Origin of the sequence: Vreelandella nanhaiensis, from assembly GCF_003990185.1 — a bacterium.
GTDB classification, from domain to species: Bacteria; Pseudomonadota; Gammaproteobacteria; order Pseudomonadales; family Halomonadaceae; genus Vreelandella; species Vreelandella nanhaiensis.
This window is the reverse complement of sequence record NZ_RZHF01000015.1, coordinates 260,569-286,408: the sequence shown is the minus strand read 5'-3', so window position 1 is coordinate 286,408 and position 25,840 is coordinate 260,569. Positions and strand designations below refer to the sequence as shown.

At 55.0% G+C, this 25,840-nt stretch carries 23 protein-coding genes; 8 read left to right on the top strand and 15 right to left on the bottom strand.

Annotated elements, in window-relative coordinates:
* Positions 1–52: 52 nt before the first annotated feature.
* The 4 genes from ELY38_RS11640 to ELY38_RS11625 all read right to left on the bottom strand — a co-directional run bounded on the left by ELY38_RS11640 (position 53) and on the right by ELY38_RS11625 (position 5,734).
* Positions 53–520, bottom strand: coding sequence for an arsenate reductase/protein-tyrosine-phosphatase family protein (locus ELY38_RS11640; protein ID WP_127062414.1), 468 nt, complete (start codon positions 518–520; stop codon positions 53–55).
* Between the two features lies 1 nt (position 521).
* Positions 522–1,640, bottom strand: coding sequence for a polysaccharide export protein (locus ELY38_RS11635; RefSeq protein ID WP_127062412.1), 1,119 nt, complete (start codon positions 1,638–1,640; stop codon positions 522–524).
* Positions 1,641–1,977: 337 nt separating this feature from the next.
* Positions 1,978–4,098 carry a nucleoside-diphosphate sugar epimerase/dehydratase gene (locus ELY38_RS11630; protein ID WP_127062410.1) on the bottom strand — a complete coding sequence of 707 codons (2,121 nt, stop codon included), beginning with the start codon at positions 4,096–4,098 and terminating at the stop codon, positions 1,978–1,980.
* Positions 4,099–4,747: 649 nt separating this feature from the next.
* Positions 4,748–5,734, bottom strand: a complete 987-nt coding sequence (locus tag ELY38_RS11625; RefSeq protein ID WP_127062409.1) for an alpha/beta hydrolase — start codon at positions 5,732–5,734, stop codon at positions 4,748–4,750.
* Between the two features lie 207 nt (positions 5,735–5,941).
* Here ELY38_RS11625 and ELY38_RS11620 point away from each other — a divergent pair, with 207 nt between their 5' ends.
* Positions 5,942–8,116 (top strand): malate synthase G, encoded by a 2,175-nt coding sequence (locus ELY38_RS11620; RefSeq protein ID WP_127062407.1) that lies wholly within the window; start codon positions 5,942–5,944, stop codon positions 8,114–8,116.
* A 67-nt stretch (positions 8,117–8,183) separates the two neighbouring features.
* The gene (locus ELY38_RS11615) at positions 8,184–8,597 is read left to right on the top strand and encodes a PaaI family thioesterase (RefSeq protein WP_127062406.1); all 414 of its coding nucleotides are present in this window, start codon (positions 8,184–8,186) and stop codon (positions 8,595–8,597) included.
* A gap of 110 nt (positions 8,598–8,707) precedes the next feature.
* Here the strand turns inward: ELY38_RS11615 and ELY38_RS11610 are convergent, their stop codons facing one another.
* From ELY38_RS11610 to ELY38_RS11590, 5 genes are all read right to left on the bottom strand, one after another.
* The gene (locus tag ELY38_RS11610) at positions 8,708–9,676 is read right to left on the bottom strand and encodes a substrate-binding domain-containing protein (protein ID WP_127062404.1); all 969 of its coding nucleotides are present in this window, start codon (positions 9,674–9,676) and stop codon (positions 8,708–8,710) included.
* Positions 9,677–9,810: 134 nt separating this feature from the next.
* Positions 9,811–10,803 (bottom strand): ABC transporter permease, encoded by a 993-nt coding sequence (locus ELY38_RS11605; RefSeq protein ID WP_127062402.1) that lies wholly within the window; start codon positions 10,801–10,803, stop codon positions 9,811–9,813.
* A complete protein-coding gene (locus ELY38_RS11600) occupies positions 10,787–12,328 on the bottom strand; it encodes a sugar ABC transporter ATP-binding protein (RefSeq protein ID WP_127062401.1) in 1,542 nt (513 codons plus the stop codon). The genes ELY38_RS11605 and ELY38_RS11600 overlap by 17 nt, the downstream gene beginning before the upstream one ends.
* Positions 12,325–13,503 (bottom strand): Gfo/Idh/MocA family protein, encoded by a 1,179-nt coding sequence (locus ELY38_RS11595; RefSeq protein ID WP_127062399.1) that lies wholly within the window; start codon positions 13,501–13,503, stop codon positions 12,325–12,327. The genes ELY38_RS11600 and ELY38_RS11595 overlap by 4 nt, the downstream gene beginning before the upstream one ends.
* Positions 13,504–13,525: 22 nt before the next feature.
* The gene (locus ELY38_RS11590; RefSeq protein WP_127062397.1) at positions 13,526–14,581 is read right to left on the bottom strand and encodes a sugar phosphate isomerase/epimerase family protein; all 1,056 of its coding nucleotides are present in this window, start codon (positions 14,579–14,581) and stop codon (positions 13,526–13,528) included.
* 376 nt (positions 14,582–14,957) lie between these two features.
* Between ELY38_RS11590 and ELY38_RS11585 the strand changes: the two genes are divergently transcribed.
* Positions 14,958–16,010, top strand: coding sequence for a LacI family DNA-binding transcriptional regulator (locus tag ELY38_RS11585; RefSeq protein WP_127062395.1), 1,053 nt, complete (start codon positions 14,958–14,960; stop codon positions 16,008–16,010).
* A gap of 86 nt (positions 16,011–16,096) precedes the next feature.
* Here ELY38_RS11585 and paoC read toward each other — a convergent pair whose 3' ends face one another.
* The 3 genes from paoC to ELY38_RS11570 are packed head-to-tail and all read right to left on the bottom strand — an operon-like array spanning position 16,097 to position 19,815.
* Entirely contained in the window at positions 16,097–18,277 is a 2,181-nt protein-coding gene (gene paoC, locus ELY38_RS11580) for an aldehyde oxidoreductase molybdenum-binding subunit PaoC (protein ID WP_127062393.1), read from the bottom strand.
* Positions 18,278–18,280: 3 nt separating this feature from the next.
* Entirely contained in the window at positions 18,281–19,231 is a 951-nt protein-coding gene (locus tag ELY38_RS11575) for an FAD binding domain-containing protein (protein ID WP_127062391.1), read from the bottom strand.
* Complete coding sequence (locus ELY38_RS11570) at positions 19,228–19,815, bottom strand: 2Fe-2S iron-sulfur cluster-binding protein (RefSeq protein WP_127062390.1); 588 nt, start codon at positions 19,813–19,815, stop codon at positions 19,228–19,230. Before ELY38_RS11570 ends, ELY38_RS11575 begins: the two co-directional genes overlap by 4 nt.
* Positions 19,816–20,003: 188 nt before the next feature.
* Here ELY38_RS11570 and ELY38_RS11565 point away from each other — a divergent pair, with 188 nt between their 5' ends.
* Positions 20,004–20,978 (top strand): XdhC family protein, encoded by a 975-nt coding sequence (locus ELY38_RS11565; RefSeq protein WP_127062388.1) that lies wholly within the window; start codon positions 20,004–20,006, stop codon positions 20,976–20,978.
* A complete protein-coding gene (locus ELY38_RS11560) occupies positions 20,968–21,564 on the top strand; it encodes a nucleotidyltransferase family protein (protein WP_127062386.1) in 597 nt (198 codons plus the stop codon). Before ELY38_RS11565 ends, ELY38_RS11560 begins: the two co-directional genes overlap by 11 nt.
* Here ELY38_RS11560 and ELY38_RS11555 read toward each other — a convergent pair.
* Positions 21,557–21,955 carry a DUF423 domain-containing protein gene (locus ELY38_RS11555; protein ID WP_127062385.1) on the bottom strand — a complete coding sequence of 133 codons (399 nt, stop codon included), beginning with the start codon at positions 21,953–21,955 and terminating at the stop codon, positions 21,557–21,559. The genes ELY38_RS11560 and ELY38_RS11555 overlap by 8 nt on opposite strands.
* Before the next feature lie 179 nt (positions 21,956–22,134).
* Here ELY38_RS11555 and thiS point away from each other — a divergent pair, with 179 nt between their 5' ends.
* The 3 genes from thiS to trmB all read left to right on the top strand — a co-directional run bounded on the left by thiS (position 22,135) and on the right by trmB (position 23,942).
* Complete coding sequence (gene thiS, locus ELY38_RS11550; RefSeq protein ID WP_127062383.1) at positions 22,135–22,335, top strand: sulfur carrier protein ThiS; 201 nt, start codon at positions 22,135–22,137, stop codon at positions 22,333–22,335.
* A gap of 63 nt (positions 22,336–22,398) precedes the next feature.
* Entirely contained in the window at positions 22,399–23,190 is a 792-nt protein-coding gene (locus ELY38_RS11545) for a thiazole synthase (RefSeq protein WP_127062381.1), read from the top strand.
* Between the two features lie 8 nt (positions 23,191–23,198).
* Complete coding sequence (trmB, locus tag ELY38_RS11540; RefSeq protein ID WP_127062380.1) at positions 23,199–23,942, top strand: tRNA (guanosine(46)-N7)-methyltransferase TrmB; 744 nt, start codon at positions 23,199–23,201, stop codon at positions 23,940–23,942.
* A gap of 10 nt (positions 23,943–23,952) precedes the next feature.
* Here trmB and ELY38_RS11535 read toward each other — a convergent pair whose 3' ends face one another.
* Positions 23,953–24,555: a glutathione S-transferase N-terminal domain-containing protein gene (locus ELY38_RS11535; RefSeq protein WP_127062378.1), complete on the bottom strand. Its 603-nt coding sequence runs from the start codon at positions 24,553–24,555 to the stop codon at positions 23,953–23,955.
* Between the two features lie 280 nt (positions 24,556–24,835).
* Positions 24,836–25,750 (bottom strand): AEC family transporter, encoded by a 915-nt coding sequence (locus ELY38_RS11530; RefSeq protein ID WP_127062377.1) that lies wholly within the window; start codon positions 25,748–25,750, stop codon positions 24,836–24,838.
* Positions 25,751–25,840: the final 90 nt, after the last annotated feature.

Here is a 25,840-nt window from a genome sequence, read left to right as displayed (position 1 = left end):
TCACACACCGTTTAGGCGCATGAAAATGGATAATGAAAAAGCTTTAAATTGTTTACCACACGCTTTTATTGCCGGTGTTTTTAAGCTTTTCTCGCCAGGCGAAACTTGCTGTTTTGATTGTGTCATAAACCAGCCGACAGACTTCATCGCTACGCTGATAAGGATCAGGAATATCTCGGTCGTCAATCGGCTTATCTTTTCGCCACATACCAAACATTAACGTTTTCCCTAACATCTCAGGCCATTTTTGGGCAATTACCTGCCGTTGCTTAGCGCTCATTACGAGCACAAGGTCAGCATTGATCAGTAGATTGCGATCTAGCTGCCGCGCTTGATGTTGGCTGAGGTCGTACCCATCTGCTTGAGCAAGCGCAGCGATACGTTGGTCTGCGCCCCCTTGCCCGGCTGCCAGACCCGCCGACGTTACTTCGATATCGGCAAGCCCCTGCTGCAACATGGCTGCTGCAACCGGGCTTCTACAGATATTACCGGTACAAACTACCAGGATACGTTTTGTCATATTAAAGCAGGTCGTTCAGCCCCTCACTGCTATTACCCAGATCACTAGGCAAGTTGAGTGAGGGTAGGAGGAGGCTAATAACGCGGTTCCAACGAGCTAGCGGTGCGGTTGTTACGTAAACCACATCTTTGGGCTCTAATTGGAAATTGCTTGCCATCGCAAAGGAGATCGCATTGCTAATATCTAACTGGTAAACAGTGGCAAGTTTTTCAGCGCCAGGCTCATTACGACGTAGCACAAAGATACCGGACGGCTTAGCGGTCTGTTCATTGACCCCTCCTGCACGCGCCAAGGCATCGGTAAGAGATAAACGCTCGCGGTTCATACGCAGGTTACCAGGCGACCGTACCTGTCCCAACATGGCCACACCTTGGTTATCAGCGCTGGGGATATGCAATAAATCACCGTCTCTAAGCAACCGATTTTGACGTTGATCCCCTTCACTTATCAGAGAAAAAAGCGATAACTCCTCTTCTTTGCCATTGCGGAACAAGAACATTTCATGCCAAAAAGCGTTCTCAGTTGGCCCACCAACTTCGTTAACAGCATCAAGTATGGTCATCGGCACGTTAGTGACGGGCACTGACCCAGGCGATGAGACTGCGCCAGTTACGTGAAACCGCTTGGAGTTATACGCAGCGATAAAGACGTCTATTTGGGGCTCTGTAAGAAAGCTGGCCAGACCCCGAGTCAGTTGAAGACGGATCTCTTCGGTAGTTTTGCCCTCAACATGCACACGTCCTATGAACGGGTAGAAGATAGTGCCATCGGAACGCACTATATTCCCTGCTTCCACAGCGCTACGCTCACCACCTGTCGGAATAGTTAATTCAGGATGGTCATAAACGACAATACTTAGAACGTCGCCTGCACCCACCCTATACTCATAGTTACTTATTTCTTCGCGTAGCTCTTGAGTGACTGGATGTACACGACGCTCCTGAGCTTCCTGACTCCACACTAGTTCTGGTGTAATGGGCTTGATATCGACCAGTTGCGAGAAATCCGGTGGCTCCGGTGCGTCGTAATCGATATCACCTCCTGGCGCCATAGCGCAACCAGCCACCAGCAAGGCAACTGAGACCACAATTAGCAAGCGAAGAATAGTTTGTTTTCTCATGAGAATGTTTACCTGAATGCAGAGTGAGCGAAAGGTTTTGCCAGCTCCATTACCGCCAGAGCCCAGTTTCCAGAATTTTTACCTGTATTTAGCGCTTTTCATCCTACTGAAGCTTTTTTACACGCTACCGCCCCGAGGTTTTATTGGCGCATCCTCGAGGCCGGCAAATTAACTAGTACGATTTTTTTCATGGGATAAACCCATGGTTAAAAGATATTTACTAAATGCCCTACCTGGGCAAAAAACCAACCATAAAACCTTACTCTACCGGCTGGCTCAGCTCAGTCTAATTACTTAACTGCCTTAATACTTGTATTAAGTTTAATGCCTGTAGATGTTAATTTTGTTTACTATGCAAGCTATCTATAACCAAACTCACGTCAGGCATTATCCCTACAGTTTCCACCGGTTTGCTTGCCATCAATTGGCTTTCACTATTTTTTGCATAACGTTCACTTACGTCTTTTGAGACAACCGTGGTATCCATCGGCGCCTTGCTGATGGCATGTTGGGTAGCTGTAGATAACCAAAAATGATCTACAATATCTGACTGCGGTTGGTAGGCAGTAGGCGCAGCTATCAATAACTCGCGTATTTTTTCAGCATCTTGAGCCTTACACGCCGCCTCTAGCTCGGACAACATTGGCTCAAGTACTGCCCAAGGTAAAAAGTCTTCTGATGCTGTCATTATTCGGGGATGTTGTGTCTTCTCAGCACTATCTGTTGCTAGAAGCTCTTCATACAGCTTTTCACCTGGGCGCAGACCAGTAAACCGAATGGGTATTTCACCTTTCTTATCTGCTACCTTGTCAGGCTCTGAAGCGGACACTGTCTTTGCATCGGAAGGGACAGAAATAAAGCGAAAGTTTAAACCCGAAAGTTTCACCATCCGGGTAGCAAGCTCTACGATCTTAACTGGCTTACCCATATCCAGAACAAATACGTCCCCTCCTGTTGCCATCCCGCTGGCTTGAATAACGAGTTGGGCAGCTTCAGGAATGGTCATGAAGTAACGGGTAATATCAGGGTGGGTAACAGTGATGGGCCCCCCCTTCTCGATCTGCTTTCGAAAGAGAGGAACGACAGAGCCCGATGAACCTAGCACGTTGCCAAAACGCACCATCGAAAAACGTGTGCTCGTTTGTTCATCAGCGCATGCCTGGCAAATCAATTCTGCCATTCGTTTACTAGCGCCCATCACGTTGGTTGGACGTACAGCCTTATCCGTAGAGACCAAGACAAAGGATTCGACGCCCTCATTAATGGCTGCCTTGGCAACTTCCATTGTTCCAAAGACGTTATTCAGCACCCCTTCCGCTGGATTAAATTCAACAAGCGGTACATGTTTATAAGCGGCAGCATGGTAAATAGTATCGGTTTCAAAGGTACGCATCAGGCGTGAAATAACATCGCCATTGCGAACAGAGGCTAAGGCGGGCTTCACCTCAACATTAAGGTTTTCTTTATTGATTATCTGAGCAAGGTCCTGATCAATTTGATAAAGCGAATATTCAGATGAATCGACGATGATTAAGCGCTTAGGATGCAGACGAACAATTTGACGGCATAGCTCGCTACCAATAGAGCCACCAGCGCCCGTCACCATAACCGACTTATGAGTAATATTCGCTCCCATTAGCTTAGGATCAGGTGGCACGGGATCCCTACCTAATAGATCTTCTACGCGAACGTCACGAAGCTCATTAAATTTTGCCTTACCTGAGATAATATCTGCCATGTCAGGTATGGTTTGCACTGGAATCGACAATGGCTCGATAGACTCAATGATTTCCTGCCGTCTCGCTCGCGTTGCCTCTGGAATAGCCAATAAGAATTTTTCGACACCAAAACTTTCAATTAATTTTGGCGTGGATTCTGGACTATAAACTCTCAGTCCTTGTACATGTGTGCCTTGGAGAAGGGGCGCATAGTCAACAAAGCCTACAGGTTCGTAATCCCGACCGTGACGCAAAGATACCACCAGCTGACGACCGGCTGCGCCGGCGCCATATATAAGTACTCTGGTTTTTTGAAGCTGCTGTCCGCGCTGATACATTAACCTCAAGGCTAGCCGTATACCGCCTATCGTTATAAAAGCCAACATCGTATAAATGAAAGGCACAGATCGGGGAATAGGCAAATTAAGGGCCATACTGACAACGTATAGCGTCACTGCAGATCCAAAAGCACCTGCTAAAAGCGCCTGCAATGCCTTCATGCCCATAAAGCGTACAATTGAGCGATAAAAACCCAGCCGTATAAAAATAAAAAGGCTGACAGGTATCATGACAGGCAAGGCGAGCCACACTGACTCATTAGTTAGAAACTCAAATGAATCTAACCGCAAGAGCATTGCCAACAAAAAGCTGGCAATAATCAATAAGGTGTCAACAATGAGTTGAATTAACTGTTTCCGTCGCCTTGTCAGGCCAAATAACGCTTCGATAACAAACATCATAGTGATGTTCCTATATTGAATTCACCTGCAACCTGTTAGTACGCCATTAATAACAACCATGTCGTGCAGCCCTACCGCACATCTTGATTGTTACAAACCTCAATCGCATCAATTGCCTAGAATGCGGATAGACTGATTAAGCACCAAATGATAGCTGAATACCGTAAAATTACAATTTTAAACATTTGCTTACGCTTAATTTTTCACAGAAAAATCATAAAACTTCTAAAAATCAATCTGTTAATGAATTTTCTAGCATTTTTTTCATCATCATCAGCTCAAATTTCCAGGCTAATGTTTTTACCTTACTATCTTTTGAATTACCTTTCTACACGCTTCGTTTACATTTGGCAACAATTTCGTTTTTTGACGCTTAGGTGGAAAACATAAAGGCATTGTTTTTTAGGAAATTCTAATATAAGTCCTTTTATTTTCTATAACCGCAAGCTCATCAACCAACCCTAAGCCTTTGTATATGCTGCAATATTAGTAATGTGCTGATTACGTTTCTTTCACATTTACTTTATGAATTTTGCTAATTAACTTCCTAACATAAGGCAATAGGTTCGCCCCTTCGCAGCTGAGAGAAGCTTGAATAACCTTCATGAGTAAATTAATAAATTCGAACTCAAGCAAAAAAAAGTTCTACTTACATGACATTAGGCGAATTACCGAAATCCTCTACGAACCTATCTAGAATATTAAATAAAGTGCGTCTGATCGGTTCTGCTTCGTTCACCAGATGATGGCGGGCTTCTGGATGGCGATGAATCTCGGCAGCGGTAAACTTCTCTGCCAGAACGGTCAGGTTCCACTGCCAGTCCACCGTCAGGTCCTGTTCGCCCTGTAAAATTAACGTTGGCACATCGATAGGTTCCAGTGCCAGCAGGCGCGGCATCCAGCGACGCATGGCGCTCACCCACGCAACACTTAGCCGTTCAGGCTGAAGCGGGTCGCGGTCGCGCAGAAACTCGGCAAACGCTTCGTCGGTAGAGTTGGGCCGGTATTTACGCGGCAAATCTTTTAAAAACGGGCTGGCGATAAGATGAATCCAACTGGCCTGGCTCCACCGCCAGGGGCGCACCAACGGCGCCAACAGCACTAGGCCATCCCAGCCGGCCTGCTCGCGACGCGTTAGGGCATCAGTGGCTAAAATAGCTGCCCCGGTGCTCTGGCCTACCCCCAGCCAAGGCTTGGGGGCCATCTCTAGCGTTTGCAGGTTATTCTGCATATACGTCAGACAGTGCTGATAGTCGTCGAAATCTTCGATTTGCGCACGCGGGCCACTTGAAAGCCCGTGGCCCGGCAGATCCCACAGCACCACTCGCCAGCCTTTGGTCAGCAGGTGAGCCAGCAGGTGCCGATACAGTCCCAAATGATCAAAGTAGCCGTGTACTACAAACGCTGTTCCGGCCGGATTGGGAGGGCTCCATACCTGGCACCATAGACTAAACCGTCCAGTATCGATAAACCCTGCGTGCACCTCATCGGTGTCTTCTAGCAGTGTTTCCAGACCATAGTGCAGAAAATAGTCCTGTACGACGTTCCAAAGCGCCCCATCCGGTATCAGTCGGGAAAACGCTGATTCACCTGCCACTTGCCGAAACAAGCCTTCCAACTGTTGGAAATCCTGCATCCCTATCTCTCCGTGAACGCCCTACTTCCATTGTTTCAAGAAGGCCAGCCTGGGTGCCCTTCTCATCATTTGGTCGAGCATTATGCTGCTTTCGGGTCTACGCTGTTTACATGCCCGTACAGTTATGGAAGTATTTTCCATAAATATTATTTTTACTCTGGCCGTGGCCATTTTAAAGTCCACGGGCATCTTCACAGGAGAACCCCCATGAGCGAGCGTATCACGCGTCACCGTTTGCAGGTGGCCGCCGAGCTGGACCGCTTTATTAACGAGCAGGCCCTACCAGGAACGGGCGTCAATGAAAGCGCCTTCTGGTCCGGCGTCGATGCCCTGTTTCATGATCTGACCCCAAAAAATAAACAATTGCTAGCAGAGCGTGATGCGCTACAGGAAAAACTCGATGCCTGGCACCGCGAAAACCCAGGACCGGTTAGCGACATGCCCGCCTATCGCGGGTTTCTGAAAGAAATTGGTTACCTGATAGATGCACCTGCCAACGTGAAAGCCACTACTGCCAATGTTGATCGTGAAGTTGCTGTCCAAGCCGGGCCGCAGCTGGTCGTACCGGTGAGTAACGCACGCTACGCGCTGAACGCAGCCAATGCGCGCTGGGGTAGCCTTTACGATGCGCTCTACGGCACCGACGCCATCTCAGAAGAGGATGGTGCGGAAAAAGGCACAAGCTTTAACCCCAAGCGTGGCGCAAAAGTTATTGCCTACGCGCGCGACGTTTTGGATCGTGCCGCACCTTTGGCCACCGGCTCCCACCGCGACGCCGTTAACTACGCGATTCGCGATGGCCACTTGGTAGTTACCCTGGAAGGCAGTCAGGAAACCGGACTAAAAGATCCAGCCAGGCTGATTGGTTTTAACGGCGAAGCGACTGCGCCTGAGGCGATCCTGCTTGCCAATAATGGCCTGCACCTGGAAATCCAGATCGACGCCAGCCATGCCATTGGCAAGACCGACCCGGCGGGCGTAAAAGACGTGGTGGTAGAAGCCGCACTGACCACCATTATGGATTGCGAAGACTCCGTCGCTGCTGTGGATGCCGAAGATAAGGTAGGCGTTTACAGCAACTGGCTCGGCCTGATGAAAGGCGACCTGGAAGAGAACATCGATAAGGGCGGTAAAACCTTCGCCCGCAAGCTGCACGCTGACCGAACCTGGCAAACCACTGAAGGCGGCAAGGTAACCCTACCCGGCCGTTCGCTGATGTTCGTGCGCAATGTGGGCCATTTAATGACCACCCCAGCGATTCTGGACGAAAAAGGCAACGAGTTACCGGAAGGTATTCTGGATGCCGTGGTGACTTCTTTGATCGCGCTGCACGATCTGAAAAAGGACGCTGATCAGCCGCGCAACTCGCGCACCGGCTCAGTTTATATCGTGAAACCGAAGATGCATGGTCCTGCCGAGGTCGCTTTTGCCAACGAACTGTTTGGCCGCGTGGAAGATATTCTCGGCATGAGCCGCGATACCCTGAAGATGGGCATCATGGACGAAGAACGTCGCACCACGGTCAACCTCAAGGCGTGCATTGCCGAGGCTGCGTCACGCGTTGCGTTCATCAATACCGGCTTCCTTGATCGTACCGGCGATGAAATGCATACCGCCATGGAAGCGGGCCCCATGGTCCGCAAGGGCGATATGAAGAGCGCCAAATGGATCTCGGCCTACGAGAAGAGCAACGTACAGGTAGGTCTTGCCTGCGGCCTGCGCAGTCGCGCTCAGATAGGTAAAGGCATGTGGGCCATGCCCGATTTAATGCACAGCATGCTGGAACAGAAAATCGGCCACCCCAAAGCCGGTGCCAATACGGCCTGGGTACCGTCACCTACGGCGGCCACTCTACACGCGTTGCATTACCATCAGGTAAACGTCATCGGCGTTCAACGCGAGCTTGAAAGCCAGGGTGAACCTGACTTCCTGGACGATCTGCTCAGCGTGCCAGTGGCTGAAAACGCCAACTGGTCGGATGACGAGATTCAGCAGGAGCTGGATAACAACTGCCAGGGCATTCTTGGCTACGTGGTGCGCTGGGTTGAGCACGGAGTGGGTTGCTCGAAAGTGCCGGATATTCATAACGTGGGTTTGATGGAAGACCGCGCCACGCTGCGTATCTCCAGCCAGCACATTGCCAATTGGCTACACCACGGCGTTGTGGATGAAGCCCGCGTGCGGGAAACCCTCAAGCGCATGGCCAAAGTGGTCGATGAGCAAAACGCCGGAGACCCCACTTACACCGCAATGAGCAGTCACTTTGAGGACTCCACTGCGTTCAAGGCGGCATCAGACTTGATCTTCAAAGGTCGCGTGCAGCCTTCAGGCTACACCGAGCCGCTGCTTCACGAGTGGCGCCAGGTGCATAAAGCCAAGTAAATTCGTTTCATGGTACCACTAGCCCTAAGGTGTATGCCTTGGGGCTTTTTTATGAAGGATAACAACAATGACCGTAATGACTGTCGAACAGATCGAGCACTTTCTAGATGAGGTATTTCCCCAACGAATGGGCAGGATTGTGAGCGTAGGCGATAAGTGTGCCACCATGCGCCTAGCGATAGCTCACGAACACCTGCGCCCCGGCCCGCGAGTTTCCGGCCCCACGATGATGGGCTTTGCCGATGTGGCGCTGTATGTCGCTATCCTCGCTCAAATAGGCCCTGAACCCATGGCGGTCACCAGCGATTTCAATTGTCACTTTCTACGCGCAGCATCAGGCGAGCATGACATTATCGCCCACGCTAAACTTATCAAGCTTGGCCGCCGCTTGGGGGTTGGTGAAGTGCAGGTATTCTCTGCCGCCGACGAAACCCTCCCGGTCGTACATGTAACTGCAAGCTACGCCCTGCCCGCCACGTAGCAGCCGACTAATGAGAGTAAACAGCTAGCGTAGCGATCGGCCTGCCAGACAAAACACCCCGCATGTGGCTATTAAATAGCCACGTGCGGGGTGTTTGACAGACAGGTAACTTAGTAAGCTGCTTCTGGCTCGTAGAACTCTTCAACATTATCAGCGGTAATCAGGTCGGCCGCGAGGATGATCCGCGAAGGCACACCATGGTACATGTCGCCCAGATGCTCGCCCTTCACGCCATGCACCGCTAGCGCCATGGCAGAGGCAATCATGTTCGGCGGATAGGTAACGGTGCCTTTAACCATCGGATGCTCTTCACGAATCATTTCGATAACCCGCTGAGAGCCACCGCCGCCCACGATCAATTGAATATCGTCACGGTTATTTTCATCAATGGCCTGAAGGGCCGCGACCAGCACGTCATCGTCACCCGCCCAAATGGCGTCTACTTCCGGGTTACTGCCCAGTAAGTCTTCCGTTACGCTAAGCGCCTGCTGCGGGTTCCAGTCGGTGGTTTGAGAAGCCAGAATATTGATGCCGGGATAGTTTTCCATTACCCGGTTGAAGGCATCAACGCGCTGGCTGTTGATGGGGATGGGCGGGCCTTCCAGCACCAGAATGTTGCCTTCGCCACCCAGCTCATCAGCGATATAACGCGCTGCCTGTTCGCCAAGGCCCGGATTATCACCCGCAATGAACACATCCTGCGCAGGCGTTTCAAGCTCCCGGTCCACCACGACGGTATAGATCCCCTCATCGTAGGCTTCGGAAATGACCGCCTGAAGCGTTGCCGGGTTATGTGGCAGGATGACCAGCGCATCCAGGTTACGAATCATCAGATCCTCTACGTTGGAGACCTGGGCTGTGCCAGAGTTGGCGGAAAGCACGGTAAAGCTCACATCCGGGTGCTTTTCACTGAGCTCGTCGGCTGCGTGCTGTGCCCACCATAAAAGGCCTGCGGTCCAGCCGTGATCGGCCGACGGCACCGTTACCCCGATATGGTAGTCGTCGGCCAGGGCTAGGCTGGGCGTACCTGCCAGAGCTGTCGCCAGCGCGGCGGTCTTGAAAAGGCGTGATAGCGTCATTGTTGTTGCTCCCTTTCTAACTTACGTCGTGGATGGACGAGCCAGCCCCGCCCAGAATGATCGGCGGCCCGGTTTGGGCATAGCGACCGAAAAGACCGTTTTTAAAGACCGTTTTTAAAGACAGTGTTAGCGAATCAGGCACGCTTGTACTGCAGCAGCACCGCCAGCAAAATAACGCCGCCCTTGACCAGCCCCTGCAAGTAGGGGGAAACGCCGGTTAGGTTAAGCATATTGTTGATAATGCCCAGGATCAGTGCGCCGATAACCGTGCCCCATACCGTGCCGCGCCCGCCGGAAAGCGCCGTGCCCCCAATCACCACGGCGGCAATGGCATCCAGTTCATAAAAGTAGCCTGCATCGCTTGGGCTTACCGAGTTAAGTCGCGAGGTCAGCATGATGGCGGAAAGCCCCACACAAATACCCGCAATTACAAAAGTGGAGAGCACAATGCGCTCAACCCGAATGCCCGAATAGCGCGCTACCTGAGCATTGGCGCCTACCGCACACACATGGCGACCGTAAGGCGTGTAGAACAACAAAAGATGAGCAAGGATGGCCAGGCCAAAGAACACCAGTACGGGAATCGGAATACCCAGAAAAAAGCCGCCGCCCACGTTTGAGAATAGCGGGTTGCGGGTTGAAACTTCCGCCGCATCGGTAAAATAGAGCGCCAGCGAGCGAAAGATCGACATGCTGGCAAGCGTGACCACAAAGGCGGCTATGCGTCCTCGAGTGACTAATAGACCATTGAATAGCCCTAACAGCCCGCCCGCCGCGATTGCGGCCAGCATGCCGAGAAGCACCGCCTGAATGGGGTCGCTGATGGTATTGATGATGTACAGGATAATCACGCCAACCAGCGCCACCATCGACCCCACGGAAAGGTCGATCCCTCCGGCAATAATCACGAAAGTCATGCCGATCGCGATGATGCCGGTATAGGAAACCTGACGCATCACGTTAGAAATATTGCGCGTATTGAGAAAGTATTCACTGGCGATGGATGACACAACGAACAGCAAGATCAGTGCCACTAGCGGGGCCAGAATCGTTGCATTGAGCGGCAGTCTACGCAAGCCTTGGCGCGCAACGCCCCCCATCGACTTGGTATTAAGAGGTTGTGCCATCGTAATCCCCTACTCGTTTACAGTTGACGTGCTGTCGCGCGCCAGCGGCATACAGCATTATTTGTTCTTCGTTGATATCGTCACCGTTAAGCTCGACGGCGATCCTCCCTTCGCGAATCACCAGAACGCGATCAGCCATACCGATTACCTCCTCAAGCTCGGAGGAGATAACGATAACGGCTTTATTCTGCTCGGTAAGGTCGCGAATCAGCCGATAAATCTGCTGCTTGGCGCTGATATCGATGCCCCTCGTTGGCTCATCGAGAATCAGGATATCGGGCTCGATATCAAGTAGCTTCGAGAAGTAAACCTTCTGCTGATTGCCGCCACTCAACAGACTTACGGGTGCTGCCAGATTGGAGGCCTTGATCGCCAGGCGCTGCTGGTAGTGCTCGGCGCGGCGGCGCTCCGCGCGATGCTGAATAAAACCGCGCACATAACGCTTCAGGCTAAGGGCCGTAATGTTCTGCATGACATTAAACGAGAGAATCAGTCCTTTGCCCTGCCGGTCTTCTGAAAGGTATGCCAACCCATGGGCATGGGCTTCGTTGGGTGAGCGAATATCCACCGCTTGGCCATCAATCAATACCTCGCCACTCGCTTTGCGGCGTAACCCCATGATGGTTTCTGCAATTTCCGTGCGTCCGGCGCCTACCAGTCCGGCAAGCCCGAGCACTTCGCCACGGCGTACCTCAAGGTTGATATCGGTAAGCTTGCCTTTAAGGCTCAGACCGCGCACTTGTAGGGCGGGTGGTGCGCTGGTCACGTCCAAGGGGAGCTTGTCAGGATAGATCTGCGATAGCTCACGCCCGACCATCTTACGTGCCATATCCTCTTCGTTAAGCGCCTTGGTCTCACAAAGTTCTACCTGCTTGCCGTCCCGTAAAATCAATAGCCGGTCACAGAGGTCTTTGACCTCCTTGAGCTTGTGAGAGATGAACAGAATCGTGACGCCATTGGCCACCAGCGCGCGTACTACCCTAAACAGTACAGCGACTTCGCGGTCGGTCAGCACCGTGGTTGGCTCATCCAAAATCAGAAGTCGCGCGTCATTGACCAGAACCCTGGCGACTTCGACCATTTGTTTCTGGGCCACGCTTAACTGCGCAATGGGAAGCCTGGGATCCAGGTTCACTTCAAGCGAACTGAGCAGTTCCTGAGTCCGCTTACGCATGTCGGCATGATCAAGAAACCCGTTACGGCGTACCTCCTGACCGAGGAAGACATTTTCATAGACGCGCAGCGTGGGGATTAAGTTGAACTCCTGAGGGATCATTGCCACGCCATGAAAGCGGGCAGTAATCGGGTCCAGCGCACTAAATATCTGGCCATTCAGGTAGATCGTGCCCACCGTGGGGGTGTAGATACCGCTGATGATTTTTAACAGAGTGGATTTCCCGGCGCCGTTTTCCCCTAGAATGCCGATCACCTCACCCGGCATCACGGAAAAGGAAATATCGTCCAGCACCTGAACGGGCCCGAACGCTTTTCCTATCCCCTCAAGCCTTAAAATAGGCTCACTCATAGAGCGTCCCCTGCAATGTGTTCAGTTTCACTGAGATGCAGCGGCGTCCAGGCGCTAGCCGCTTGGCTTGAGGCAATGGCTGCCGCAATAAAGCGCATGCCATCAACGCCATCGTCAATGCCTGGCAACCAAACTGGATACTCGCCTGACCTGTGACCGTCGGCCAGCGCCTGATACAGATTGGCAAAGGCTTCAATGTAGCCTTCCGGGTGCCCGCCCGGCAGGCGAATGCCTTGACCAATACCCTCGCTTAACCAATCGTTACGCCGCGTTAAACGTTGGCTTGGCCCGTTAAGTGGTTTGAACCACAGTTCGTTGGGCTGTTCCTGGGCCCACTGCAGGCTGGCCTTTTCACCGATAACGCGAATACTCAGCGCATTCTCGTAACCGGCTGCCGTTTGGCTTGCCCACAGCATGCCCCGCGCACCGCCATCGAAACGCAACAACGCCTGAACGTTATCGTCCAGCGCCCGGCCTGGAACGGCAGCCACTAGCTCAGCGCTTACCTCACTGACCCGCTGACCGCTTATAAACTGAGCAAGCTGAAAGGCGTGCACACCAATATCGCCCAGGCAGCCCGCCGCCCCCGCCTGCGCAGGATCTAACCGCCAGACGGCCTGCCGGTTATCAGCTTCTGGGGGTTCGCTTAACCATTCCTGAATATACTCGACCTGCACGTGGCGAAGCTGCCCCAGCGCGCCCTCGGCAATTAACTCACGGGCATGCTGCACCAGTGGGTAACCCGCGTAGTTGTGCATCAGCACAAAATGGCGCGCGCTTTGTTCAGCCGCCTGGGCCAGCTGTTCGGCTTCCTCAACGCTGAGCGTCATGGGTTTTTCGCATACCACGTGAAAGCCCGCTTCAAGGCTTGCCAGCGCCGCCGGGTAATGCAGGTGGTTGGGGGTGACAATTGCGATGACTTCGGCGCCATCTTCGCGCGCGGCTTCACCTGCCAAAAGTGCTGCGTAGTCGGCATAGCAGCGCTGCTCACTAACGCCCAATTCGCCAGCGGAGGCCAGGTTGCGTTCTGTCTGGGAGGAAAAAGCCCCTGCCACCAGTTCAAAACGGTCATCCAGGCGCGCCGCCATACGGTGCACCCCGCCGATAAAGGCGCCTTGACCACCGCCTACCATGGCAAGTCGAAGTTTGCGCGGCGTGTTGCTGTTTGTCGTCATTAAGTCACCCCTGAGCATTAATTTAACCGAGACCCAGCAGCGCGCGGTTGGCCTCACGATCCGTTCCGGCATCGGCAAAATCATCAAATGCCCGGTCGGTCACCTGGATAATGTGTTCATTCACGAATTTAACGCCTTCTGCCGCGCCCCGCTCAGGGTGCTTGAGCGCACACTCCCATTCGATGACCGCCCAGCCGTCAAAATCGTACTGCGCCAGTTTCGAGAACACCGCTTTAAAGTCGACCTGCCCGTCGCCCAGGGAGCGAAAGCGGCCTGCCCGCTCGACCCAGGAAGTGTAGCCACCGTAAACGCCCTGCTGGGCCGTGGGATGAAACTCGGCGTCCTTGACGTGAAACATGCGAATGTACGGGTGGTAACGATCAAGAAAGGCAAGGTGATCGAGCTGTTGAAGCACAAGGTGAGAAGGGTCATACAGCATGCAGCAGCGCGGATGATGATCGACCGCAGCTAAGAAGCGCTCGAAAGTCGCGCCATCGTGCAGGTCTTCGCCAGGATGGATCTCAAAGCATAAATCCACACCTGCAGCATCGAAGGCATCCAGAATGGGCCGCCAACGCTTGGCAAGTTCAGCAAACCCATCTTCCACCAGCCCAGCGGGGCGTTGCGGCCAGGGGTAAAGAAAGGGCCAGAGCAGCGAACCTGAGAAGGTGGCATGCGCTTTTAAACCCAAATTGGCGCTGGCCCGTGCGGCAAGCTTCAACTGTTCGACGGCCCATGCCTGACGCGCTGCCGGGTCGCCATGCAATTCAGGTGGGGCGAAACCATCAAACAGGCTATCGTACACCGGATGTACGGCCACCAATTGGCCCTGCAAGTGCGTTGAGAGCTCACAAATCTCCAGGTCATACCCCGCTAAAAGTGTCTGGATTTCCTGACAATACACCTGGCTTTTTGCCGCCTGCTCAAGATCGAAAAACCGCTTATCCAGCGTAGGGACTTGGATCGCTTTAAAGCCCAGCTTTGATGCCCAGCGGGCAATATGCTCCAGGTTATCGAAAGGCGGTTGATCACCAATGTACTGGGCGAGAAAGAGCGCTGGCCCTTTAAGGGTTTTCATCATCTACCTCTTTTGTTTTGTTGTTTTAGCTTTGACAACGAGCGTGAACAATGTGATGTAATGGATTACATTGCAGCAGAGCGAAGAAAGGCGGTCAAGCAGTGCCTGAAGCGCAAATAAAATTTACTAAGATTATGATTTACATGAATTTTATAACTAAAAATGTATATTAAAGTTTGACTTATAGACTAAAGAATCAATAAAAATCACGTAATAAAGCAGCGCATACTTATCAAACTAATCAAAATGTTAAAACTAATATCGCGGTTAAAATGGTCAGAGCGCTATGTAATCATTTACATTTTTAGCGTTAGCGCGCCAGAATCGCATTTAGCCGCCCGCCTATTCCGGCGCGTTTTACCAGGACTATCGTTCAATGCTTAACACCCAGGTAACGAGCAAGCAGTCGCCTAGCGTGCCCACTATCAAGGATGTGGCTAAAGCGGCAGGCTGTTCGACAGCGACCGTATCACGTGCCCTGGCGACGCCTGAAAAGGTCAGCGATGCCACCCGGGAACGGGTTAATCAAGCAATCGCCCAAGTGGGTTACGCACCCAATATTGCCGCGCGCAACTTGCGCCGCGCCGAGTCCAAAACCATCGTGGCGCTCTTGCCGGATATTTCTAACCCGTTTTTCTCCGAAATTATTAGCGGCATGGAAGATGTTGCCCATCAGGCTGGCTACCAAATACTGATTGGTGACTGCGAACACGACCCGGCGCGCGCAGAGGCCTATTTTCGGCTACTGTCGACCAATCAGGCCGACGGCATCGTGCTGCTGACCTCGGAAATTCCCAAGACGCTGATTAAACAGGCGGACGGTCAGGCGGACGGTCAGGCGGACTTTCCGCTCGTCATGGCCTGCGAGTTTTTTAGCGATATCGATCTGCCTTTAATTGCCATCGACAACCATCAGGCGAGCTGCCAGGCCATTGATTACCTGGTGTCGCTTGGCCATCAACGTATTGCCACCCTTACCGGCCCGGCGGGCAACCCTATCTGCCTTGAGCGCCTGCGCGGCTATCGCGACACGCTCTCCGTTCACGGCCTTATCGATCAGGTCTGCGTTGCTGAGGGTGATTTTAGTTTTCGATCCGGATTTCAGCAGGGGCTGGCGCTTTTGGATAACGCGCAGCGCCCCACCGCGATTTTCTGCCATAGCGATGAGATGGCGGTTGGCGTACTCAAGGCGGCTCGCCAGTTGGATATTACAGTGCCCGGCCAACTGTCGGTGGTCGGCTTTGATAACATCGGGCTGAGCGAATACTGCGACCCTGAACTGACCACCATCAGCCAGCCGCGTAACGAAATAGGCCAACAGGCCATGCAGTCGCTACTCCATCTACTACGCGGCGAGCGCGTTATCCGGCGCCAGACGCTAAGCAGCCATTTGATCGTGCGTAAAAGCACCGGGCGGGTTAGCGGTTAGTCAGACCGTTGTTTGTCTACATAAAGGCGCGGGGGCAGTTGCCTGCTCCCGCACCTTTATAGGTTGCCACGCAAACAGCGCCCGGCTTACGCGCCAGGCAGCCGATCAAGCATACGATCCAGTGTCATCGGGTAATCGCGCAGGCGGATACCGGTTGCGTTGTACATGGCGTTGGCCACCGCCGCCGCACCACCGCAGATACCCAGTTCACCGACTCCTTTGGCTTTCAAGGGCGTAGAGGCGCCGTCTTGGGTGTCTAGGAAGATCACCTCCTGCTCGGGAATATCGGCGTGCACGGCTATTTCGTAACCGGCCAGGTCGTGGTTGGTAAAATACCCACGCTGTGAGTCGATGTTCAGACCCTCGGTCAATGCCGCGCCTGTGGCCATGGTCATGCCGCCGATCACCTGGCTACGCGCGGTGACAGGGTTCAAGATACGCCCGGCATCCACTACCGAGAGCGTACGCCTGAGGCGGGTTTCGCCAGTATAGGCATGCACTGCCACCTCAACGAAGTGCGCCGCGAAGGTGCCGATCTCAAGCTCATCCTTGAAATCGCCAAAGTGCAGCGTATCTTCGCCTACCAGCTCTTCATTCTGGGCCACGTCGCGTAGCGCCACGCGCTTGCCACCGGCTACCACCTGGCCACTTTCAAACCGTGCCGACTCGACACCCAGCCGCTTGGTGATCTCGCCTTGCAGTGCCACACACGCCGCATAAACTCCTGCAGTGGAGCTGGCCGCGCCCATCTGCCCACCGGAGCCCGAGGCCGCTGGGTAGGCGCTGTTGCCCAGGCGCACTTCCACATCGTCCATTTCCAGACCCATGGTTTCGGCAGCGGTCTGAGCGATAATGGTGTAGGAACCGGTGCCGATGTCGGTCATGTCGGTCTCGACGATCAGCCGACCTTCGCTCAACCGCACCCGCGCGCCGGAGTCCAGCGTGGGCGCACCGCGGTAGGCGCCGGCCATACCTTGGCCAATCAGCCACTGTCCTTCGCGCTTGCTACCCGGCGTGGTGTTACGCGCGCTCCAGTTGAATCCCTCGGCGCCCTTGCGCAAACACTCGACGAAGTGGCGGTCGCTGTAGCGCTTGGAGGGCTCTTCGGGGTTGACCTGGGTGTCGTTGAGAATCCTGAACTCCACCGGGTCCATCCCCAGCTTCTCGGCCATTTCGTCCATGGCGATTTCCAGCGCGGCCAGGCCTGAAGCTTCGCCGGGGGCGCGCATGTCAGCGGACTCGGGCAAATTCATGTCGATGGCGTGGTGCGCCACGCGGCGGTTTTCGCCAGCGTAGAAGCAGCGCGTCTGGTTGACCGCATCTTCACCGCTGCCGCCGGGCAGCGTGTGGGAGATCGCCGCGTGATCGAAGGCAGTGATACGCCCGTCCCTGTTAGCTGCGATGCGCAACCGCTGCACGGTGCCGGAGCGATGGGTGGCGTTATTGAAGATAAACGAGCGTGGCAGCGCCACTTTTACCGGGCGACCGGTTTCTCTTGAGCCAAGTGCGGCGAGCACGGCGTCGGCGCGCAGCCACAGCTTGCCCCCAAAACCGCCACCTATGTAGGGGCTTTCCAGGCGGATGGTGTCCGCGTCGATTTCGAAAGTGGTAGCCAGCGCTTGGCGGGTCCACTCGATCATCTGATTCGAGGTCCAGAGTGTCATGTTCTTGCCGTCGCACCAGTCCGCGATCGTCGCGTGGGGCTCCATCATGGCGTGGCTTTGCGAGGCGGTGTAGTAAGTCTCGTCAAGCGTGATCTCGGCGCTTTCAAAGGCTGCATCCACATCGCCCACGTGCGAAACCACGTCTCTATCCTGCAGCCGCTTCCAGGCATCATCCAGATCGAACTCGCCCGGGATCTCTTCGTACTCTACCTCAATAAGCGACGTGGCCGCCCGGGCCTGCTCCAGCGTGTCAGCCACCACCACGGCAATCGCCTGGTGGTAGTGTTCGATCATATCGCCGCCAAACAGCTTGGCCACGTTGCTTTCGGCCCGGGGCAGCTCGTCGATATCCAGCGTCGTGATCACCGCCGCCACGCCTTCAGCGTTACGCGCCGCCGTTGCATCCATGCGTGTAATGTGTCCTTTGGCGATACTCGACCCCAGCGGGTAGCCCACCAGAGGATTCTCTACTACATCATGACGCTCGTAGGCGTAGGGTGCCGTGCCGGTCACTTTCAGTGCGCCATCGACCCGGGTATGGGGCTTGCCGATGATTCGGGCGTGGTCAAAGAGGTTCTCGTCGGCTGATTGATTAAAATCCATACATCACTCCTTTGCCAGCAGGGCGGCCAGCGTACGCTCGGCAAGTGTCAGCTTATAAGCGTTCTCATCGGTGGGGCGCGCGCCGTCCAAAAGCTTTGCCATTACTGCCTTGGCGCCGTTGCCAAGCTCAGCATCAGCTTCATCACGCCGCCAGGGTTTGTGCGCCACGCCACCCAGCGCCACGCGGCCCTTGCCGTCGTCGGTTTCGATCAGCGCCACCGATACCAGCGCAAAGGCGTAAGAAGCGCGATCACGCACTTTATAGTATTGCTGGCGTCCGCCGACCGGCGCAGGAAGCACCACGCCGGTGATGATTTCCCCGGGTTCGAGTACGTTCTCCACGTCCGGGGTGTCGCCAGGAAGCCGGTAGAACTCATCAAGTGTGAGCCTGCGCGTCTGCCCCTGAGGGGTGATGGTTTCCACCTCGGCATCCAACACGCGAAGGGCCACTGCCATATCCGATGGGTGTGTCGCGATGCAGTGTTCTGAAGTACCGATGACACCCAACTGACGGGTATCGGCACCCTCGTCGAGTGCGGCACAGCCCGCACCGGGCGCGCGTTTGTTACAGGGCATCGCCGTATCGTAGAAGTAAGGGCAACGGGTACGCTGGAGTAGGTTGCCGCCGGTGGAGGCCTTATTGCGGAGCTGGCCCGAGGCACCGGAGAAGAGCGCTCGGCTGAGTACCGGGTAATCGCACCGAATGCGCTCATTGGCGGCCAAGGCAGTGTTGCTCACCAGCGCCCCGATACGTACACCGCCCTCACCGGTTTCGGTAATATCGTCAAGGCCGGTTCGGGTGATATCGATCAGATGCGGCGGCACTTCGATTTCGTGCTTCATTAGATCGAGCAAATTGGTGCCGCCAGCAATGAATTTGGAGCCTGGCACTTCAAAGGCGCGCGCCGCCGCCTGAGCGGCATCATCAATGCGCTCATAGGAAAAGGCTTTCATGAGCGCTCCTTGGCAACTTGGTCTTTGACAATCTGGTCTTTGGCAACCTGGTTGATGGCTTTCAAGATGTTGGCGTAGGCACCACAACGGCAGAGATTGCCGGACATGCGCTCGCGGATCTCCTCATCGCTGATCTCGATGGGTCCAGTGAGCTCTTTGGTCACGTGGCTCGGAATGCCGGCGCGAATCTCATCAAGCGTCGCCTTGGCCGAGCAGATCTGGCCCGGCGTGCAGTAGCCGCACTGAAAGGCGTCGTTATCAATAAACGCCTGCTGCATCGGGTCCATATGCTCGACATCGCCCACGCCTTCAATGGTGGTGATCTCGTCGTCCTGGTGCATTACCGCCAGGGTCAAGCAGGCGTTCACCCGCTTGCCGTTGATATAAACCGTACATGCTCCACACTGGCCAAGATCGCAGCCTTTTTTGGAGCCGGTGAGTTTTAGATGTTCGCGCAGGGTATCCAGCAGCGTGGTGCGATTATCAAGCTCCAGCTCGTGGCGCTGGCCGTTGATCGACAGGGCAACCGCGGAGCGGGTCGTGGCGCTTTCACGATGCTTCTCGAACGTTGTCGTTGAGGTCATTTGAATTGCCTTTGATTTTTCGTTGCTATCGCCTAGTCACGGTCATGACGGATTAAGCATAGTCACAATTAAAGCCACCAGCCCAACTCTTCTGATACTCCCGCCTAAGCACGCAATTGGTCTACGCTACACTGCACATAGACACCCGGCCCGGCTTGCAGGTCGCTGAACAAGGAACGCGTTACTCAATGCAACACCTAGACCTCAAGGTCATCGAACAAGCGCTGACATGGTGTGAAAAGGGCGAGACGATCTGGCTTTGTACCGTGCTTGAAACCTTTGGCTCCTCGCCTCGGGCGCCGGGGTCATGGCTGGTAGCAACCTCGCGCGGTGAGCATATCGGTTCGCTCTCCGGCGGCTGTGTGGAGGATGATTTTCTCGAAAGGCTCAAAAACGGTGCCTTCGAGAAACCCATCACCACAACCCGCTACGGCGACACGTCAGACAGCGATGCTCCAGGCGTGGCGCTGCCTTGTGGCGGCGTGCTGGATGTCTTGGTTGAGCGGCTGGCGCCCACCGCCGAGACCCGCGAACACCTGGGTGTGGTTTTAAACGCGCTCAAGGGCCACGAGCCGCTGATACGCAGGGTCGACATATCAAGCGGCGAGCGCGTTTTTCTCCCGGGCCCACCCACCGGGCCGCGTGTAGAAAGACAAAGTAATACTATCAATATGCGCGTCTCCCCGGCTCACCGACTGATCATCGCTGGTATTTCGCCGATTACCACGCCGTGTGCGGCTTTTGCCGTGACGCTTGGGTATGAAGTGATTGTCTGTGACCCGAACGAGGCCGCCTGTGCTGGCTTTAACGTGCCCGGCGCCCGGGTGGAAACCTTGCTGCCCTCGTCGTATATTTCGCCGAGCACCTGCCATGGTGCCACTGCTGTAGTGGCGCTCACCCATGACCCGCGTATTGATGACCTGGCGATGATGGAGGCCGTGCGCACGAGCGCCTTTTATATCGGCGTCATGGGGTCTCTGTGCACCTCGACGGCGCGGGCGGCGCGGCTGGCACGCTCCGGCGGGCTGAGCGAGGCAGAAATCGCGCGCATCCATATGCCGATTGGCTTGGCGTTGGGCAGCAAAACTCCGGCCGAAATCGCTCTCGCGGTAATGGCTGATATTGTGCGCGTTCAGCATGGAAAAACGCTTGATGAGCTCTAATCGCGTCGTGGCCCTGCTGATGGCCGCAGGCTACTCGCGCCGCTTCGGCCTTGACGATAAACGCTGTGCGCTTCTGCCGGGTGGCCAAACGCTGTTGTCAACCTCGGTTGCCAATGCCCAAAGAGCATTTACTTACCTGCGCGTGGTCGTGCGCGAAGAGGACAAATCAGCTTTATTGGGTCTTTCCAACGACTTAACGCTGGTGCGCGTTCGCCAGGCGCATCTTGGCTTGGGAGCTAGCCTGTCTGAAGCGGTGGGCACACTGAGCCGTGACCCCAGCCTTGATGATATTGACGCATTAGCGATCCTGCTCGGCGATATGCCCTACCTTGAGTCAGAGACGCTGCGGGCCCTGCAACGTCTGGCCTCCCGCGATGCGATCGTGCGGCCTTGCTTTGAAGGCCGGCAGGGGCATCCGGTTATTTTCGGGCGGGCAATGTGGCCCGCGCTTGAGAGGCTCAGCGGCGGTGACGGTGCCAAGGGCGTGATCAAGCAGTACGCCTCACGTTTGCGGGAATGCCCGGTAGCGGATGCGGGCATCTTGCGTGATATCGACGCGCCAGCGGATCTACCTGGGGCTATTTAGTTAGGGGCTTAAGTAATGGGCTTCTTAGCACCGCCACGGCCAGCATCAACCACCCGGCAATCAGCAGAGCGCCGCCAATTGGTGTGACGATGCCCACATTCCAACCGGCCATCGCCATGGCATAAAGCGAGCCGGAGAAGCCCACCATTCCCAATCCCCACAGCGCAACCGGCCACTGCCAGCCTTTGAAGCCAAACACACGCTGACCGATCAGCACCGCCATAATCGCCAGCGTGTGCCAGGCCTGGTAGCGCACGCCGGTTTCAACAGCATGTACCAGCTCAGCCGTTACTCGCGCTGCCAGCCCATGGGTGGCATACGCGCCCACCATAACCGTGATAGCGCCGGAGAGCGCCATCAGGCACCAGATCAACCGTTCATTACGTTGCATTGCTGCTCCTTTCAAGGTGTTACCGCGTCTTTATAAGCGAGCGTGCGGCTCGGCATACCTTGCGCCGCGGGAAACCGCTACAATAGAGGCACTTTATGGTATTTCGCTAGGGTCACCCCTGTGTCTATATAGACGCTATATCTTTTTAGACTCTATGCCTCGATAGACGAGACGGTTTTATGCACATTCAGCTTAATGGCGAGCCTTACACTCTGGACGCTGACTTGACGGCCGCTGATCTGATTGCCCAGCTGGGCCTCACCGGTCGGCGCGTCGCGGTCGAAATCAACGAAGAGATCGTACCGCGCAGCCAGCTAGCCACTACCCTTCTGGCCGAAGATGACCAGGTGGAAGTGGTGCATGCCATTGGCGGTGGCTAGCCCGTCGCTCATGACTCTTTTACTGGCTATGCCCTCTTTCTCGCGCTTTATCCAGGATTCGCTATGACATTTCACACCGATACGCCGTTTACCATTGCCGGACGCGACTTCAGCTCTCGCCTGCTGGTGGGTACCGGCAAGTATAAAGACTTCGACGAGACCGGGGCTGCCATTGCCGAAAGCGGCGCCGAGATTGTCACCTTTGCCGTACGCCGCACCAACCTGGGTCAGGAAGCCGGGCCTAACCTGCTTGACGTTATTTCACCGTCGCGCTATACCCTGCTGCCCAACACGGCAGGCTGCTACACTGCCAAAGACGCCGTGCGTACCTGCCGTCTGGCCCGCGAACTGCTGGATGGTCACAACCTGGTCAAGCTGGAAGTGCTGGGTGATGACACCACGCTCTACCCCAACGTGGTGGAAACACTGAAAGCCGCCGAGACGCTATTGGCCGATGGCTTTGATGTCATGGTGTACACCAGCGATGACCCGATTATAGCCCGCGCGCTTGAAGCCATGGGCTGCTGCGCCATCATGCCGCTGGGCTCGCTGATTGGCTCGGGCCACGGCATTCAGAACCCGCACAACGTGCGCCTGATTGTAGAGCAGAGCAACGTGCCGGTACTTGTCGATGCCGGTATCGGCACGGCGTCCGACGCGGCCATGGCCATGGAGCTGGGTTGCGATGGCGTTCTGCTCAATACGGCCATTGCTCACGCACGCGAGCCGCTACGCATGGCCCGTGCCATGAAAAATGCGGTAGAAGCCGGACGCGATGCCTTCCTGGCCGGGCGCATGCCGCGTCGGCAGACTGCAGACCCATCATCACCTTTTGCTGGCCGCATTAACGGTTAAGAGATTTTATGACTGATATTAAAAGTAGCGATGAGTCCTCAACCGGGCCAGAAAGCGCTGAAGCGCCGCTGCATCGTCGCGGTATTAAAAGCTATGTAATCCGTGCCGGGCGCATGACCCAGGCACAAACCCGGGGCCTTGAAGATGTGTGGCCGCGCTTTGGCCTGACGATTGACGACGGTCTGCAGGACCTGACCACACTGTTTGGCCGGGAAGCGCCCCGTGTGGTCGAAATCGGTTTTGGTATGGGGAATTCGCTGATCGAGCAGGCAGAAACCCATCCGGACACCGATTTCATCGGCATTGAAGTACATTCACCGGGCGTCGGAAAACTGCTTGATGAAGTGGACAAACGCGGCCTGACCAATCTGCGCATCTACAAGGAAGACGCGCTGGCCGTACTGGAAAAGTGCCTGCCGGAAGGCTCACTGACCACCGTGCAGTTGTTCTTCCCTGACCCCTGGCCAAAGAAAAAGCACCATAAGCGGCGCATTGTGCAGCCCGCGTTTGTGGAGCTGATTCGTACACGTCTCAAGCCCGGCGGCACTTTCCATATGGCGACCGACTGGGAAGCCTATGCGGAGTGGATGGCCGAGGTAATGGAAGCCGCCCCCGGCTACGCCAACACAGCCGATGCCGACACCGCGCCTTACGTGCCCCGCCCGGCGTTCCGCCCGCTGACCAAGTTTGAAGCCCGAGGTGAGAAGCTGGGTCACGGTGTGTGGGATCTGATTTATCAGCGTAAGGCGTAAGTACACCCCCTCAGGCAAAGGCCGTCAGCGTAAAGCTCTCGCTGGCGGTCACTTGGGCATGCCAGGCGCTCAGCGCGGAGCAGCGGTTTTCCCAATCGAATTCAGGCAAGCGAAAGCTTAAATAGCTCAGCGCCACGGCTACTGCAATCACGCCCAAGGTGCGTTCGGTATCACCATTTATTATCCTGGTGTGCGCCTCAAGCGCTGTTAACGATCGCTCAATCGCCGCTAAGCGGCGCCTTCCCAGCAGCGTCTCATCGACATCGCGCCCGCCGTGCTTTCGGCTAATCACCACGTTAAACGCCGCGTCCATCAGCCCCTGGCCTAAACCTGCCAGTGCCAGCGTTTTAGCCAGTGCATTAGCGGGCACCAAAGCTGCCCTCTCTTCCAGCGAATCCAGATAAAGCGCAATCAGCAGTGATTCGGTAATCACTTCACCTTCATCAGTCACCAGTGCTGGAATGCGGCTTAGCGGCGCAATCTGCAAAAGCTCGCTATCTTCCACCCAGGGGTCGCACCAGCAAAGCTCAACTTGCTCTACTAGGCGCTTCTCATAAAGGCAGACACGAACAATACGGGCATAGGGGGAAGTAGCATTGAGATAAAGCTGCACAGTAACCTCCTTGATAACGTCATAATGACTAGCAGCTTGCTAGGCAAACGTTATTAGCGCAATGCGCTCAAGGTCGGTTGAGGGGCCCCAGAAAAAAGAAAGCCACTCCAAGGGAGTGGCAAAAGACCGTGACTAGCAATGAGAGGGAGAAACCATGACAGCAAACTGGCGGTTTTCTGTCGTGGTCTGTAGCGGCTCATTAAACGCTACAACCACAATATAATAATTCGCATTTACCTCGTCAACACAAATGCGAATACTTTTTATTTATTTTTACATCTTATCCGGAAAGCTGTAGCCATAGCGGTAGCGTAAGCATGGCAAGCAGGGTCTGGCCGGTGATAATCGCGGCCATCAGCTCGGCATCGCCGCCCAGCTGGCGAGCCAGGATATAAGCCGAGGTTGCCGTGGGAAGCGCGGCAAACAGCAGGGCTACATCTCGGCTTATGGTATCCAGACCTAACACCCAGGCCAGCGCTAGCACCAATGCGGGCATTAAAAACAGCTTAATGCTGTTGGTCGCCAACAGGCCGCGGTCGATGCGTAACAGTGCGGCCGGGCGCAGTGCCACGCCCACAGCAATCAGCCCCAAGGGTAATGCGGCCTGCCCCAGTAGCTTCACGGTATCCTCGCTCCATCCAGGTAAGCCAATGCCGCTCAGGTTTAACCCTATCCCTGCCAGACAGGCGAGTATCAGCGGGTTTTTCACCAACGCCATCACGCTTTTACCCATGCTGGCGTGGCCCAATGTCCCCGCCGCCACAAAACTTGCCACGCACATCACGTTAACCACGGGCACCATAAGCGCTACGGCCACCGCCGCAGTCGTAGCCCCCGGCCCGCCATGCAACGCGGCGGCGCCGGCAACACCAACATAGGTATTAAAGCGTATAGCGCCTTGAAAGACCGACGTAAAGGCCGCAGGTGTCAGCTGTAGCCAGCCCCGAAATCTCCAGATCAGTACACCAAACAGCGCCATGGCACCCAGCAACACCAGCGCCAGGCGACCTACCGGCACTTGGTTGACATCAGCGGTCGCCAGCGTCCCCACCAGCATGGCCGGGAATAGTACAAAGTAGATTAGCCGTTCCATCTGCGACCAGAAATCCGTGCTCGGCCAGCGCCAGTAACCCAGGCCTGTTCCCAGAAGAATCAATAGAAACAGGGGGCCGAGGGCCGCGGTAATACTCTCCATGACGTTTCCTTATTGACTGCGACATCACAGCACAACGACATCGACACATTTACTGTTACCATGAAACGACACCCCGCCTCACGGCCTGCG